General features: G+C 33.4%; 14 protein-coding genes. 3 read left to right on the forward strand and 11 right to left on the reverse strand.

Going from position 1 to position 15,187, the window contains the following annotated elements:
* Positions 1-54: 54 nt before the first annotated feature.
* Positions 55-537 (forward strand): RNA polymerase sigma factor, encoded by a 483-nt coding sequence (locus tag V1T75_RS04810; protein ID WP_417799479.1) that lies wholly within the window; start codon positions 55-57, stop codon positions 535-537.
* A complete protein-coding gene (locus V1T75_RS04815; protein WP_330487428.1) occupies positions 521-1,141 on the forward strand; it encodes a hypothetical protein in 621 nt (206 codons plus the stop codon). Before V1T75_RS04810 ends, V1T75_RS04815 begins: the two co-directional genes overlap by 17 nt.
* Before the next feature lie 37 nt (positions 1,142-1,178).
* On the opposite strand, the gene V1T75_RS04820 is transcribed toward V1T75_RS04815, so the two are convergent.
* Both V1T75_RS04820 and recQ read right to left on the reverse strand, forming a co-directional pair.
* Positions 1,179-1,895, reverse strand: coding sequence for a hypothetical protein (locus tag V1T75_RS04820; protein ID WP_330487429.1), 717 nt, complete (start codon positions 1,893-1,895; stop codon positions 1,179-1,181).
* Between the two features lie 11 nt (positions 1,896-1,906).
* Positions 1,907-4,012, reverse strand: a complete 2,106-nt coding sequence (gene recQ / locus V1T75_RS04825; protein ID WP_330487430.1) for a DNA helicase RecQ — start codon at positions 4,010-4,012, stop codon at positions 1,907-1,909.
* A gap of 146 nt (positions 4,013-4,158) precedes the next feature.
* On the opposite strand from recQ, the gene V1T75_RS04830 reads away from it, so the two are divergent.
* Positions 4,159-4,767, forward strand: a complete 609-nt coding sequence (locus V1T75_RS04830) for a TonB-dependent receptor plug domain-containing protein (protein ID WP_330487431.1) — start codon at positions 4,159-4,161, stop codon at positions 4,765-4,767.
* 47 nt (positions 4,768-4,814) lie between these two features.
* Here the strand turns inward: V1T75_RS04830 and V1T75_RS04835 are convergent, their stop codons facing one another.
* From V1T75_RS04835 to V1T75_RS04875, 9 genes are all read right to left on the reverse strand, one after another.
* On the reverse strand, positions 4,815-7,982 hold the full coding sequence (locus V1T75_RS04835; RefSeq protein WP_330487432.1) for a S41 family peptidase: 3,168 nt from the start codon (positions 7,980-7,982) through the stop codon (positions 4,815-4,817).
* Between the two features lie 66 nt (positions 7,983-8,048).
* Positions 8,049-8,819, reverse strand: coding sequence for a tryptophan synthase subunit alpha (gene trpA / locus V1T75_RS04840; RefSeq protein ID WP_330487433.1), 771 nt, complete (start codon positions 8,817-8,819; stop codon positions 8,049-8,051).
* Between the two features lie 128 nt (positions 8,820-8,947).
* Positions 8,948-10,123 (reverse strand): tryptophan synthase subunit beta, encoded by a 1,176-nt coding sequence (trpB, locus tag V1T75_RS04845; RefSeq protein WP_330487434.1) that lies wholly within the window; start codon positions 10,121-10,123, stop codon positions 8,948-8,950.
* A gap of 4 nt (positions 10,124-10,127) precedes the next feature.
* Positions 10,128-10,769: a phosphoribosylanthranilate isomerase gene (locus V1T75_RS04850; RefSeq protein ID WP_330487435.1), complete on the reverse strand. Its 642-nt coding sequence runs from the start codon at positions 10,767-10,769 to the stop codon at positions 10,128-10,130.
* A 115-nt stretch (positions 10,770-10,884) separates the two neighbouring features.
* Positions 10,885-11,673, reverse strand: a complete 789-nt coding sequence (gene trpC, locus V1T75_RS04855; RefSeq protein WP_330487436.1) for an indole-3-glycerol phosphate synthase TrpC — start codon at positions 11,671-11,673, stop codon at positions 10,885-10,887.
* A gap of 26 nt (positions 11,674-11,699) precedes the next feature.
* The gene (locus V1T75_RS04860) at positions 11,700-12,053 is read right to left on the reverse strand and encodes a four helix bundle protein (RefSeq protein ID WP_330487437.1); all 354 of its coding nucleotides are present in this window, start codon (positions 12,051-12,053) and stop codon (positions 11,700-11,702) included.
* A 26-nt stretch (positions 12,054-12,079) separates the two neighbouring features.
* Positions 12,080-13,069 carry an anthranilate phosphoribosyltransferase gene (trpD, locus tag V1T75_RS04865; protein WP_330487438.1) on the reverse strand — a complete coding sequence of 330 codons (990 nt, stop codon included), beginning with the start codon at positions 13,067-13,069 and terminating at the stop codon, positions 12,080-12,082.
* Between the two features lie 10 nt (positions 13,070-13,079).
* Positions 13,080-13,673 (reverse strand): anthranilate synthase component II, encoded by a 594-nt coding sequence (locus tag V1T75_RS04870; protein WP_330487439.1) that lies wholly within the window; start codon positions 13,671-13,673, stop codon positions 13,080-13,082.
* An 84-nt stretch (positions 13,674-13,757) separates the two neighbouring features.
* Positions 13,758-15,149 (reverse strand): anthranilate synthase component I family protein, encoded by a 1,392-nt coding sequence (locus tag V1T75_RS04875; RefSeq protein ID WP_330487440.1) that lies wholly within the window; start codon positions 15,147-15,149, stop codon positions 13,758-13,760.
* Positions 15,150-15,187: the final 38 nt, after the last annotated feature.

Consider the following 15,187-nt stretch of genomic DNA (forward strand, 5'->3'; position numbering starts at 1 on the left):
AAACTTTCTTGTAATAATTTTACTTTTCAGAATACCTATCAAGAAAACCAAATTTTGAGTAACGATTTTTATATAACATCCATTTTACCACATGCTGGTATTATTATTAAAATATGTAGAGCTTATACGGACTCTCAAGAAGACTTTGAAGACTTTTATCAAGAAGCTTGCTTACAAATATGGAAAAGTAGAGATGCATTCCAAAATAAGTCGAAATGGTCTACTTGGATTTACAGAATTACGTTAAATGTTTGTTTAACCTTAGCAAAGAGAAATACTAAAAAAGAATATTCTTTAGAGAAAACTCCCAATTTATCGGAGGATAATAAAGCTTTTCAAAACGAAGATTTAAACTTGTTATATGATGCTATTAAAAAATTATCTGAAGTCGACAGAGCGATAATTTTACTGCATTTAGAAGAAAATCCTTACAAAGAAATTGCTGCAATTATTGGAACTAGCGCTAACAATATTGCGGTACGCATTAACAGAATTAAAAAACAATTAAAAGTAATACTAGATGGAAAAATCAATTGAAAAAAGATGGAATGAAGCTTTCATTCATGAACAATCATTAATCGCTCCAAAAATTAACGACATCTACAACCAGAAATCTAAATCGGTCATTAATAAAATTAAAAGAACCTACGAATTTGACAACAAAGGCTTGCTTCCTATGGCTGGAATTGTAGTTATTGGGGGGATCCTTTTATCTGAAACTATTATTGGTGCATACGGTGCTTTTTTAATCTTAAGTTTGTACTTTTTTAATACGAGATTATTAAAAAGATTTAAGACTATTGATGTTAAATCTGACAACCTAACCTATTTAAAAAATTATAGAAGTGTAATTAACTCGGTATCTAAAGCCACAAAAAAGCTATTTGTTTTTGCAATTCCACTAGCAATTGTATCAATTTTTGCTCTCGCTTATAGTGTGAAAGAAAAAAGCTTTCTATCGAACTATATTTCCAGTGACTCTTCATTCTTAGACATTATAGGAGTGGGACTCATCGTAGCAATTGTCACAGGAGGTATTGGTTTTATAATCTATACTATTTCCACTCGAATTTTATATCACAGCCTTATATCTAAACTTGATGATATTATTAAAGAAATGGAAGAATTAAAAAATTCTTAATCAACCATAAACCAGCGTTGTTGTATATGACTCTGGTTTACTTTTTTGTTCTTGTTCGCTTACGAAGTTTAAAAATTCTATCGTCATAATAGGCTTTCAATTCATCAACAAACGACATAGGATTTTCATAGGTTGTTAAAACTTTATAGGTATAACTCTCTAATAAGTCTTTCAATACTTTTTCTAATCGCTCAACTTCTTTTACTAAATAAGAAGTACTATTGGTTGTCTTTTGAATTAGCGAAATATCTTTATCAAAACATATAGTCGTATTACCTCCAAAAATATGTGCATGAAAAGCTGCCAACTCTTCCAAACTTCCATTTTGATATATTTCAATTAGCTTTGTTGTTGTTTCTGTCGCTTTAACTTGTTCATTTTCCTGCATCGAGAATTTATCAGGATGTACATGCAACATCGCTTCTTTATATAATCTTTTCTTCTCTTTTTGATTAATTTTTTCTACTATCTCTTTTTTTGAAACAGGCACAATCTCCTTAGGTTCTTTGTAATTTTTACCTTTTCGCTTTTGTACTAATCTTTTCTCTTTTTTTGCTTTCTTTTGTTTCTTATATAAAACAACTAGTTCTCGTTCTTCTACCAACAAATCAGCAATTGCATTGCGTAATGATTGTTCAAAAGGAAACAATTTAGTTTCAACGGAAGTAATTTCAATCTCAAGGTTTTTAATTCTCCCATGCAGTCTTGAAATTTCATCTGACTTAGATTCTGTAGGAAAGTTTTCTTTACTCATGTGTAATAAACTTATCTCTTCCTTTGTAAAATAGTTAACCCTACTCGTATTTTCTCATATGGAACTTGTTCTCCTAAAAACTCAAAATACGGTTTTAAAGCAGTTTCATTTTTCAATACTTTTTTGGCATTTGCTACCAAGGCTAAGGTATCCGCTTCTATAAATTCATCCAAACTCACATCTTTCCCTTCTAAATACAGTTTGGATAAATGAGAAAAAATAGTGGTAGGTTTTAGTCCTCGGTTTTCTGCTATTTCTTCAACCGTAAACCCTTCTTTGTACAACTTAAAGGTTTCTAAAGTAGTGTCTTTTTTAGTCCGTTTCTTTTCGTTTAAAAAAGTTGTAATCTCTTCCATAAACTCTGCTCCATACACTTCTAACTTTCGTTGTCCCACTCCGCTTATTGCCAAAAACTCTTCATCGGACTGTGGCCTTTCGTTTTCTATTTCTCTCAGCGTAGCATCATTAAATACCAAATACGCTGCAATGTCTTCTTCTTGAGCAATACGATAACGTAGCTTTCGCAAACGTTCAAATAATGTGTCTTTAACTGTCTTTTTTCTCTTCTCTTTTATTGTTTCCTTCACCTCTTTTTGAAACTCTATAGGAGTAGTTAACTGTACTTTTTCTCCTTCAAAGAGTACTTTATTTGAAAAATCAGTAAGTTGTAAACTGTTATTTAAATGAAAAGCTATTTGACAATACCCTTGGTTAGTTAATTGAATTAAATAGTGCTGCCAATCTCTCCAAGAGATATCTTTTCCCACACCGTAAGTCTTTAATTTATCGTAGTTTTTATCTAAAACTGTAGCGTTTTTTGCTCCTCTAAGCACATCTATCACCGTTCCCATAGCTTCTTTTCCTTGTAGTCGATAAATAGCTGACAACCCTTTTTGGGCAATCACAGTTCCATCAAAAAATTGTGGTGGATTCTTACACACATCGCAATTCCCACAATTATCTTCTATTAATTCTCCAAAATAACTAAGTAATATTTTTCTTCGGCAAACCGTAGCTTCCGCAAATTGCTTCATACGCTCTAATTTTGCCTCTTGTACTTCCTTATTCCCTGTATTTTCAATAAACTGACGCAATTGAATAACATCAGCATAGCTATGAAATAATAACGCTTTTGCTGGTAATCCATCACGACCTGACCTTCCTATTTCTTGATAATAGCCTTCAATGTTTTTAGGCATATTGTAATGGATTACCCAGCGAACATTCGACTTGTCAATCCCCATTCCAAAAGCAATGGTAGCACAAATTACCTCGCAGTCGTCTTTAATAAACGCCTCTTGAGTTTTAGCTCTATCTCCAAAAGATAATCCTGCATGATATGCTTTTGCATCAACATTGTTTTGTTGCAATTTGCTAGCTAATTGTTCTGTAGCTTTCCTACTTAAACAATAAATAATTCCTGCTTCGTTGGGTCTTCTTTGAATAAATTTGATGATTTGCTGGACTCTATCATTTGCTGGGCGTACTTCTAATCCAATATTTTCTCTATTGAAAGAACTTATAAATTGAGTAGCATTGGGTACTGCTAATTGCTCTAAAATGTCTTGTTGTGTAGCTTTATCTGCTGTAGCTGTAAGTGCTACGATAGGAACCTCTGGTAATGACTTTTTTAAAAAAGCTAGTTGTTTATAAGAAGGGCGGAAATCGTGTCCCCATGCAGAAATACAATGTGCTTCATCTACAGCAATACAGTTTATATAAGATTGGCTTAATATATTTTGGAGTAAGGATAAACTTTCTGGAGCAACATATAGCAACTTTATCCTTTTTGAAGCTATGGCTTCAAACACTTCTTGTTGTTGTGCTGTTGATTGACTACTGTTAAAAAAAGTAGCAGGAATTCCGTTCGCTCTTAAACTATCTACCTGGTCTTTCATCAAAGCAATTAAAGGGGAAATTACCAATGTTACCCCTTCAAAAAACAATGCGGGTAATTGGTAACATATCGATTTCCCTCCCCCTGTAGGCATGATAACCAAGGTATCTTTTTTTGCCAGAACATTTTCAATAATAGCTTGTTGCTTTAAACGAAAACGATCGTACCCAAAATTTACTTTTAATTTTTCTAACAATTCTTGTTTTGTAACCTGCATCATTTGGCAAAAATAGGAATAAAAAAAACCAAGAATGGTTGTTTTTAAGAGTTGTTCTTAATGATTTTTAGCAAAAAAACGACTAAATACCTTACTAATAATAAAGAGTTTATTTTTTTTTTCTATCTTGGAAAACAAAAATAGATTTCATGAAAAAAATTATACTCTTATTCGTCGCCCTAATAGCTTTCAATTTATCTGCTTTTTCTCAAGCAAAGAAATTATCCATTATAGTAAAAGGACCTGATAACAAACCTGTTTCTGGTGCCGTAATTCTTATTGACAATGTAAAACAAAAAAGATGGACTAACGCCAAAGGTGAGTACAAAATAAAATTAGAAAAAAGCCCCAAAGAAATTAGCGCGTATTCTCCTAAAATAGGAATTATTAAAGTTCCATACAATGGAGAAAAAAAAATAATCCTTAAAATAAAAGAAGGAAGCGACCATTATGTTACTGGCGATGCCAGAAGTAAAAGTATAAACCCTATTCAATACAGAGATATTTACGATTACCTTAGAGGTCAGGTTCCGGGTGTTAACGTATCAGGAGCTAACAACATTAATATAAGAGGCTATAATAGTGTAAATGGGAGTACGACTCCATTGTTTATATTAAATAACACTGCTGTAGATAAAACTATTTTTAGCAACATTGTTCCTACTACTATTAAATCCATAAAAGTACTTAAAGGTCCTGAAACCTCTGCTTATGGATCTAGGGGTGCCAATGGTGTTATTATAGTCGAAACACGTTAAAACACAATAAAAAAAGCTGAGTTTTAAAACTCAGCTTTTTTTATTGTTTATTTTATATCCTGCAACAATACCTCCACAGCCTTCTTTAACTGGGCATCTTCTCCTCTGTCTTTCCAACCAGGTGCATTTTTTACTAAGTAATCGGGTACAGCTGGTGCTTCATTCTCCATATTCTCTCCTGTTTTCTTTACATACCACGCTCTAAATGGCATACGAATCATTCCGTTTTGTAAGCGCTTCCCACCTGTAGAAATTACCGCTCCAAAAGTTGGTTGGCCTACTAGTTTCCCTAAGCCTAAGTTTTTAAAAGCATGTGAGAAAATTTCAGCATTAGAATAACTATTCTCATTACATAATGCTACCATTGGCTTGGTATTTACTGATAAAATAGCTCGCTCGTTAAACGGATAGTTCTCTTTAAATTGCTCGTGATTTTTTAAGCTTTTTACAGCTCCTCTCGGAACTGTATACGCATGTTGATCTACATTTAACACCGCCATTAATCGATCTGTTGTCCAACCACCGCCATTGTAGCGAACGTCAATTACAATTCCTTTTTTCCCATAACCACTTGCTTTAAGTTCACGTTCAAAACGTTCAAAACTTGGCATATTCATTCCCTGAATATGGATATATCCTAATTTTCCATTTGAATACGTTTCTACCAATTTCTTTCTTGAGTTTACCCACTCTTCATATTGTAAACTTCTCAATGAGCTTTCTGGGCGTAATACGACTTCTTTACCGTTGTTTAAACTCAATAAAATCTCTTTTGACTGAGTGTTCTTTAATAAACTGTAAAAATTCGTGTTCTTTTTTATCTCTCGTCCGTTAACAGCTGTAATAATATCTCCTACTTTTAACTTGCTAGTTGATTTGTCGGCTACTGAATTTGGTAAGACATAAGAAACCTTTACTCCTTTATTAGTGTTCTCTACTTCTAAACCTATTACCCCTACCTTATCGCTTGTATTTCTTGGTGCACTTCCTCGATAGCCCATATGACTAGCGTTTAACTGACCTAACAATAAATTAAACATATATTCGTAATCTTGATGCGTCGTTGCTGACAACACCCAAGGCTTGTATTTTTTCACTAAAGAGCTCCAATTATAGCCATGAAATTCTGGGTCGTAAAAACCAGCTGTTAAAGCACGGATTCCTTCTTCAAAAACTTGTCGATACACTTCTGCTCTGTTTGTTGTATGGGTAGCACTATGTGGCAAGTTTGTAACCTTATCGGATGTTGTATTTAATTCTGCTAATTTTCCTCTTGACGTAAAGTAAACTTTGTTTTTAGTTGAAGTAAAATTACGTGCATTAACCACTCCTTTTACCAATTTTGGTTTGCTACCATCCCATTTAACTTTATAAGTACTTCTTTTTTCTGTTGCAGGATTGGTTGCCGAGAAATAAATAAATTCGCTATCTCCACTAAATACAGGACTATACTCATCATCTTGTAAAGAAGTTACTTGTGCTAAACGATCATAAATCTTATCCTCGTCTATTTTCACAACTATTTCTTGCTTCTTTTTCTTTCCTTTTTTCACCTCTTTCTCTTTAGAAGGTTCTTCTTTCTTCTGAGAATAATACGCTCCTTCTTCATGATCTAATTTTGATTTTTCCCAATCTGATTTTTCTAACCAAACCATCCAAACATCGTAATTAATTCCACTTCTATTTGATAAAAAAGCCAACTTTTTTCCGTCAGCACTCCAAACTGGATTACGGTCACTTCTAGGGTGCATAGACACATTCATTTTGGTAGACGGATTTGCTACAGATTGAATAAAAATTTCACTATCAAAATTTAAATCTTCTTGTGAATAGGCTATGTATTTACTATCTGGACTCCAAGAAACACCTTCTGCTTCTGCCCAAGAATTAGAGTACTCTTTAGGATTTGTTATTGTTCCTTTTTTAATATCAGCAATCATTAAAATACCTCTTCCTACTTGGTAAGCTATTTTTTTTCCATTTGGTGAGACCAAGGAATATTCAATATCTTCTTTACTGTTGGTTAGTTTAGAAACTTTTGTTTTTAAACTGCGATGTAACCCTACTAAAGTATCTGTAGAAACCGTACTGTACAATTGATAAACTCCGTCTCTATCAGAAGAAAAAACAACTGTTTTATCATCTAACCATTGTGGATTAATGTCTCTATAAGGATGCTTACTTATATTGTTTGAACGTTTCTTTTCTTTATTGTTTTCCTTGACAAAGATTTCTCCATTAACTTCTAGTGCTACATTTTTACCATTAGGTGAAACGGCATAATTACGAATATCTCCCGAAACTGTTTTCGTTTCCTCTTCGTCAAAACGATTGTCAGAAACAAGCTCTAAATTAATTTTTTGAACTTTCCCATTTTCTAACTTAAAAGCATCTGCTCCACTAGTATATACAATCGTTCCATTGTTACTTACTGAAAATGTTTGCACCCCATCTTTCGTTTGATTTGTTAATTGAATGGCTGCTCCATTTGCAATTCCATTTACTGAAATTACTTGTTTGTAAATATTATATCGTCCGCTTTTTGCCCCGATGTAGTATAAATTTCCAGCCATATCCCAAACTGGAGAGTGATCATTTTTATTACTCGTTGTTATTTGATGGTATTCGTTTGTTTCTGTGTTATAAATCCAAATATCACGCTGTGCAGAACCTGAATAATCTTCACGAGCAATACGACACGCTCCTTTGGTAAAGGCTATTAGTTTACCGCTAGGTGAAATTGAAGCCATTTCTCCATAAGCCGTTAATAATCGTCGAGGTGTTTCTCCTTTTTCATTAACTACATACATTTGTTTATCCCATTCAGGACCTCTTAACACGCGACCAGTCGTAAAAACAATATCTCCTTCTTTTGTCCAATCTGTAGGAATATTAACTGTTGGATAGTAGGTTAACTGTTTAGGAACTCCTCCTTTGACAGAAGTTACAAATACATTATCATTTCCTTTTCTATTGGATGAAAATGCTACTGCTGTTCCTTTCTTATTCCATACAGGATTACTTTCGTAACCTTTATGAATTGTTAACCTTTTTGTTTGCTGATTGTTAAAATTATACAGCCATATATCGCCATAATAACTAAATGCCATTTGAGAAGCATCAGGGCTTATCACTGGTTTACGAATTAATGTATGCTGCGCAAATAAAAAATTACTTGCCATTAAAGCCATCCCTAAGAATATCTTTTTAGTCATGTTATTTGATTTTAAATCCCCAAATTACTTCATTACGACTAAAACTCTCTTAAAATTAGGAATATATTAACAATTCTTAACAGTTCTCACAAAATTACTTATCTCTTCAACCCCATTTTTTTCTAATTCTTTAATAAAAGCGGATCCTATAATAGCTCCATTCATGTACTCGCAAGCTGCCGTAAAAGTTTTGTTATCTGAAATACCAAAGCCTACAATCAGCTTACTTTGCAAGTTCATAGCTTGAATTCTTTTAAAATAATTAATTTGTGCTAATGAAACTTCTCCTTTAGCCCCCGTAATTGAAGCAGATGCAACTACATAAATAAAAGCATTTGTTAAAGAATCTATTTTGCGAATACGTTCTTCAGACGTATGTGGCGTGATTAAAAACACGTTTGTAATCCCATATTTTTCAAACAATTGTTCATAGTGATTTTCATATTCAACCATTGGCAAATCTGGGATAATCACCGTATCAATTCCGCAATCTTTTACTTTTTGACAGAATTTATCTTCTCCATATTTAATAATCTGGTTTAAGTATCCCATTACTACTAATGGAGCTTTATTTGAACCTTTAATCGTTGTTAATTGTTCAAAAACCACATCGAGATTCATCCCGTTTTTGAGCGCTACATCACTACTATGCTGAATCGTTGGTCCATCAGCTAATGGGTCGGAATAAGGCAACCCTACTTCTATAAAATCGACACCACTATCACTTAACTCAGTAATAATTTTTGCGGTATCTTCTAGCTTAGGAAAGCCTGCCGTAAAGAAAATTGACAATAAATTGTTTTCTTTTTGATTAAATATATCTTGAATTGAGTTCATTTTCTATGGTTTTGTCAGTTCGAGTGATTTTCGACTTTAGGAGAAAATCGTATCGAGAACTTATTACATCTCGATACAAATTTGTTCATTCCTCACAAATTCACTCTATGTGACATTCTTTTTAACTATTAGCTTAAATGTTTTATATATGTTTCTAAATCTTTATCACCTCTTCCTGATAAATTCACTACAATTACTTGATCTTTTTGTAAATCCATTTTTGGCAATACTGCCAAGGCATGTGCACTTTCCAATGCAGGAATAATCCCTTCTATTTTTGTCAATTCGTAGGCAGCATCTAGTGCTTCTTTATCTGTAGCATTCATAAACCTTGCTCGTTTGGTTTCGTGCAAATAGGCGTGTAATGGCCCCACTCCTGGATAATCCAATCCTGCTGAAATTGAATAAGGCTCAACAATTTGCCCGTATGCATCTTGCATTAAAATTGTTTTACTTCCGTGAATCACGCCTACTTCTCCTAATTGTGAAGTAGCAGCACTTTCTCCTGAATTAACTCCTAATCCTGCCGCTTCAACTGCTATCAATTCTACTTCTTCATCTTCCAAATAATGATAAAAAGCACCTGCGGCATTACTTCCTCCGCCTACGCAGGCTATAATAGTATCAGGATTTTCTTTACCCGTTTGTTCTTTTAGCTGTACTTTCATTTCTTCTGAAATCACTGCTTGCAATCGCGCTACCATATCTGGATACGGGTGAGGTCCTACCACTGAACCAATTAAATAATAGGTATCTGGGTGTTGAATCCAATAACGAATTGCTTCATTCGTAGCATCTTTTAGTGTTTTGCTTCCACTAGTTGCTGGTACAACTTTAGCGCCTAGCATTTTCATACGAGCTACATTCGGTGCTTGCCGTTGGATATCTGTTTCCCCCATAAAAACAACACACTCCAACCCCATTAAAGCACATACTGTTGCTGTAGCGACACCATGTTGTCCTGCCCCTGTTTCTGCAAGAATCTTGGTCTTTCCTAAGTGTTTTGCTATTAAAATCTGGCCAATGGTATTGTTTACTTTATGCGCACCTGTATGGTTTAAATCTTCTCGTTTTAAATAAATAGTTGCTCCATATTTCTCTGACAATCTCTTTGCTAAATACAATGGACTTGGGCGCCCAACGTAGTGCTTTAATAAGTCTTTATATGCTGTTTGAAACTCTTCAGATTCTATAATTTGTATATAATTGTCTTCTAACTCTTTTACGTTTGGGTACAACAATTCAGGAATAAATGCTCCTCCAAATTGTCCGTAATACCCGTTATGGTCTGGTTGAAATTTCATATGATTAGCTGTTAGCTGTTAGCTTTTGGCAATAAGCCTTAAACTGTTCTATTTTTTTTACTGATTTTACTCCTGGTTTTATTTCAAACTTGCTATTTACATCAATGGCATAACAATATTGAGAGGCTTCTCTTTTAAAAAAAGATTCTAATTCGTCTATTTCTTCTAAACCTATGCCCCCGCTTAAAAAGAAAGGTTTGGTTGAGTTATAGTTTTGCAAAACTTGCCAGTTAAATGTTACTCCGTTTCCTCCACGCTCTTTTCCTTTGGTATCAAACAAAAAGTAATCTACTACCTCTTCGTAAGGTGTTAAGACCTCAAAATTAAATTTATCTTTAATTCCAAACACCTTGATTATTTCTAGTTTTGGTAAATGTTTTTTTAACCTTTGAATGTATTCGACAGATTCATCTCCATGCAACTGAATGGCTTCTAATTGATATTCTTCTATTAAAGAAACCACAATCTCTAAATATTCGTTTACAAAAACACCTACTTTTTTGACTCCTTTTGGCAATTCTGGAATGATGCCTTCAAAATTTCTTGGTGATTTTTCATAGAAAATAAACCCTAAATAGTCAGGTTGTAATTCAGCTACTTGCTGAATATTTTCTATAAACTTCATTCCACAAACTTTTAGTTTCATATTATTTATATTTCGTCACTTCGAGTAATTTTCGACTTTGTGATAAAATTGTATCGAGAAGTACTTATTCTCGGTACTAATTTATTCGTTCCTCATAAATTCACTCGAACTGACATTATCTAATTTGATCGACAAACTCTTGACATGCCTGACCTGGATTTTCTGTTTTCATAAAGTTCTCTCCTATTAAAAAACCATGAAAACCATGTGCTTTTAACCCTGTTATAATTCTTGGGTCTGATATTCCACTTTCCGAAACTTTTACAACTGTATCAGGAATTTGACTAGCTAAATTTATAGAGTGCTCTAAATCGACTTCAAACGTTTTTAAATTTCGATTGTTAATTCCTATAATTTTATGATCCAAGTCTCCAATCTTATCTAAATCTTCCTGTGTATGAATTTCATACAAGACTTCTATTCCTAAATCTGCTGCTAATTGTCCGTAATTTTTTAACTCTAGTGCCGTTAAACAGGTAGCTATTAACAGTACTGCATCAGCACCAATTGCTTTCGCTTCTACTATTTGAAATCCGTCTACAATAAAATCTTTTCTTAAAATTGGTTTTTGTTGGTTAATTACCCTAGCTTCCATCAAATCTGCCATCGTTCCACCAAAAAAAGAAGTGTCAGTTAAGATTGATTGCGCTGCTACATTGGCGTCTAAATATCCGTTTGTCACCTCAGCTACTGTTGCTTTATCATTGATAATTCCTTTAGAAGGTGATTGGCGTTTGAACTCTGCTATAATTCCTGTTGAATACGGTGCTAACAACGATTTTTTTAATGAAAAAGCTTCTCTTTTAAAGTTGGGACTCTCCACCAGTTTTTTAACAGCAACCTCAGCTTTTATTTTTGCTACTTCTTGTTTTTTAAAGGCTATTATTTTATCTAGTATAGTCATTTCAATTATAAATTATGATTTTTTAATTATGAATTACGAATTGTCTTTTGGATACTTCCTATGATTCTAAGTTTTTCCTCTGTATCATTTAAAAATGATTGTGCTGTATCTTTTGAAAGAAAACTAGTGTCTTTTAACAAACGAATCCAATAATGTGTTTCTCTTGCTTCTTTATATGCTATGGTTAGTTTAGCATAAAAATCTTTTCTGCTCTGACCACCAATTGCTTCTTCTATATTCGCTCCAATTGATGTACCTGAACGTAATAATTGTTTACTTAAAACAAACTCCTTTTTCTCTTGTAATAAATGTTTGTACAAGTTCATAATTCTCACAGCAAAATCATAGCTCTTTTCCTGAATAATATTATCCTTCTTCATAATTAACAACTTATAATTCGTAATTACTAATTCGTAATTAATTTATTTAAACATTCTTTCGCTTTTAACCCTAATAACGAATCTTTTGCTTCTTCAAATGCAGTTTCAAAACTCTTATTTTTATCGAAGGTTTTTAAGGCAAATGCCGCGTTAGTTAACACCACATTATTTTGCGCTTCTGTACCTTTTCCTTTAATAATATTTACAAATATATCCGCAGCTTCTTTCACTGTATTTCCTCCAAAAATAGCTGATGGAGCAATTTGTTTTTGCCCTACATCTGATGGAGAAACTTGCTGCTCTGCTTCTTTCGTAAACAACTTAAAGTCTCCTGTTAATGATATTTCGTCGTACCCGTCTAATGCATGCACCACACCATAGTTTACATTTGATTGCTGTAGCATATAATTGTACACTCTAGCAACCTCTAAATTAAACACTCCTACTAACTGATTTTGCGGACAGCTTGGATTTACCAAAGGTCCTAGCATATTGAAAAATGTTTTCACCCCTAATTCTTTTCGAATAGGCGCTACAACTTTCATTGCTGGATGAAATAACGGTGCGTGTAAAAAACAAATGTTTGCTTCATCTAACTGACGTTTCAAGGTGGTTTCATCATTCGTAAAGTTATATCCTAAAAACTCTAGCATATTAGAAGAACCCGATGCGGAAGACACCCCATAATTACCGTGTTTTGCAACTTTATGTCCCGTTCCTGCAACAATAAACGAGGTTAGCGTTGAAATGTTGAAGGTGTTTTTTCCATCGCCTCCTGTTCCGCATAAATCAATTGTATTAAAATCCGATAAATCTACTTTTATCGCCAATTCTAATAAAGCTTCTCTAAATCCTGATAACTCGTCTACTGAAACTGGGCGCATTAAAAACACCGTAATAAATGCTGCTATTTGTGAAGCATTGTATTTTTCTTGTGCAATATTTATCAATACCTCTTTCGACTGTGCTTCGGTCAACCGTTTTTGTTCAAATAGTATGTTTAGTATTTTTTTCATGTGAATGGCTTTAAGCTTTTGGCTTTTGACTTTTGGCAAAAGCAATAAAATTCTGAATCATCTTTTTTCCTTCAGGAGTTAAAATACTTTCTGGATGAAACTGTACGGCTTCAATAGCAAATTCTTTATGACGTAATGCCATAATGCTTCCTTCTTCATCAATTGCTGTTATTTCCAATTCCTCTGGAAAATTCGTATAAGAGGCAATCCAAGAATGGTAACGTGCAGCTTCGAAAGTTTCTGGAATATTTTTAAAGGTAATTGCGTTATTTTTAGTTACTTTCATTTCGGTAGCTACTCCGTGAAATACATCGTTCAGGTTTTCTAACTCGCCTCCAAAAACTTCGGTTATAGCCTGCAACCCTAAACATACTCCAAAAATTGGAATCTTGCCTGCATAAGTCTTAATTGTTTCTTTCAAAATACCTGCTTCATCAGGAATTCCGGGACCTGGTGACAGAATAATGGCATCATAGTTTATAATTTCTTCTAGAGAAATTTCGTCGTTACGATACACATCAGGCAACTTTCCTGTAATGTCTTCTACATAGTGTACCAAATTATAGGTAAACGAATCGTAATTATCTAATATTAATATCTTCATATTTATAGTATTGAGTATTGAGGTTTGAGTATTGATAAATACATGTATATCCCACATCTAAATACAAACATCTCAATTCTAATTTTATATTTCTTCTGCTAGCACCAATGCTTTTTTGAGTGCTGCTAACTTATTATTCACTTCTTGTAGTTCGTTTTCTTCTTTAGAGTTGATTACAATTCCTGCACCAGCTTGATAAAACAAAGTGTTATTTTTACTTACAAAAGAACGAATTGCGATGGCCTGATTTACATTTCCGTTCAGTCCAATAAAACCAACACATCCACCATAAAATCCGCGCGTTTGATTTTCGTACCTATCTATCAACTCCATTGCTTTGTATTTTGGGGCTCCACTTAAGGTTCCTGCCGGAAACGTATCCCCTACAATTTCTATTGGGTTTCCTGTAATCTTTCCCGTCACTGTAGATACCAAGTGAATTACATGACTAAAGTATTGCACTTCTTTATAGGTTTCAACCGTTACATTAGTAGCATGTTTACTTAAATCATTACGTGCTAAATCAACTAGCATTACATGTTCTGCATTTTCTTTTGGGTCATTTGCCAACTCTTTAGCTAACACCCTATCTTTTTCATCATCTCCTGTTCTTCTAAAAGTTCCAGCTATAGGATTGATAATTGCCTGCCCTTCATTTATTTTAATTTGTGCTTCTGGCGAAGACCCCATCAATTTAAAACTTCCATAATCGAAATAAAACAGATATGGTGAAGGGTTTATAGAGCGTAAAGCTCTGTATACATTAAATTCATCTCCTTTAAATTGTTGTTGAAATTGACGTGATAATACCAACTGAAAAACATCTCCTCTTTTACAGTGTTCTTTTGCTTTTGTTACACTTTCTTTAAACTCTTCATCAGTAATATTAGATGTTTCTCCTCCTTCAAAAGCGAAGTCATATTTAGCAAACGATTGAGAATTTACTAAGTTTTCAATTTCTGACAATCGAGATTCTTCTCCTTCTGGAATGTTTTCTATTAAAAGCATTTCATTTTTAAAATGATTGATGGCCACAATAAATCGGAAAAAACTATATTGTAATAAAGGTATTTCTGAAGGAGCCTTATCTGATTTTAACTGAATTGTTTCAAAGTACTGAACAGCATCGAAAGTCGTATAACCATACAATCCATTAAATGATTTTATTTCCTCTGAACAGTCAACCGAAATAACATTACTAAACGCATCAAACTTCTCGTAAAAATTTCTTTGAATAGGTTCTCTTTCTAATTCTTCTTTTCGATACGACAATAACAACTCATCATTTTCTGTTTTGATGGTTACCAACGGTTCTATACACAAAAACGAATAACTATTCTCTTTACTGTGATAATCTGAACTTTCTAACAGTAAACTATTCGCATACTTATCTCTTGTTCTCAAATACAAGCTAACTGGCGTTATCATGTCTGCCAATTGTTTTTTTGCTATTGTTTTAAAGGTAATTTTTTTCATTTTATTTAATATGTAAAAACAAAAAAGGCTTATCATGA

The organism is Tenacibaculum sp. FZY0031 (assembly GCF_036350695.1).
Classification (GTDB): Bacteria; Bacteroidota; Bacteroidia; order Flavobacteriales; family Flavobacteriaceae; genus Polaribacter.

Bases quoted from the DNA above. Each gene is read 5' to 3' on its own strand.
- V1T75_RS04815 (WP_330487428.1), top strand. From the start codon at position 521: ATGGAAAAATCAATTGAAAAAAGATGGAATGAAGCTTTCATTCATGAA.
- V1T75_RS04820 (WP_330487429.1), bottom strand. From the start codon at position 1,895: ATGAGTAAAGAAAACTTTCCTACAGAATCTAAGTCAGATGAAATTTCA.
- recQ (WP_330487430.1), bottom strand. From the start codon at position 4,012: ATGATGCAGGTTACAAAACAAGAATTGTTAGAAAAATTAAAAGTAAAT.
- V1T75_RS04830 (WP_330487431.1), top strand. From the start codon at position 4,159: ATGAAAAAAATTATACTCTTATTCGTCGCCCTAATAGCTTTCAATTTA.
- V1T75_RS04835 (WP_330487432.1), bottom strand. From the start codon at position 7,982: ATGACTAAAAAGATATTCTTAGGGATGGCTTTAATGGCAAGTAATTTT.
- trpA (WP_330487433.1), bottom strand. From the start codon at position 8,819: ATGAACTCAATTCAAGATATATTTAATCAAAAAGAAAACAATTTATTG.
- trpB (WP_330487434.1), bottom strand. From the start codon at position 10,123: ATGAAATTTCAACCAGACCATAACGGGTATTACGGACAATTTGGAGGA.
- V1T75_RS04850 (WP_330487435.1), bottom strand. From the start codon at position 10,769: ATGAAACTAAAAGTTTGTGGAATGAAGTTTATAGAAAATATTCAGCAA.
- trpC (WP_330487436.1), bottom strand. From the start codon at position 11,673: ATGACTATACTAGATAAAATAATAGCCTTTAAAAAACAAGAAGTAGCA.
- V1T75_RS04860 (WP_330487437.1), bottom strand. From the start codon at position 12,053: ATGAAGAAGGATAATATTATTCAGGAAAAGAGCTATGATTTTGCTGTG.
- trpD (WP_330487438.1), bottom strand. From the start codon at position 13,069: ATGAAAAAAATACTAAACATACTATTTGAACAAAAACGGTTGACCGAA.
- V1T75_RS04870 (WP_330487439.1), bottom strand. From the start codon at position 13,673: ATGAAGATATTAATATTAGATAATTACGATTCGTTTACCTATAATTTG.
- V1T75_RS04875 (WP_330487440.1), bottom strand. From the start codon at position 15,149: ATGAAAAAAATTACCTTTAAAACAATAGCAAAAAAACAATTGGCAGAC.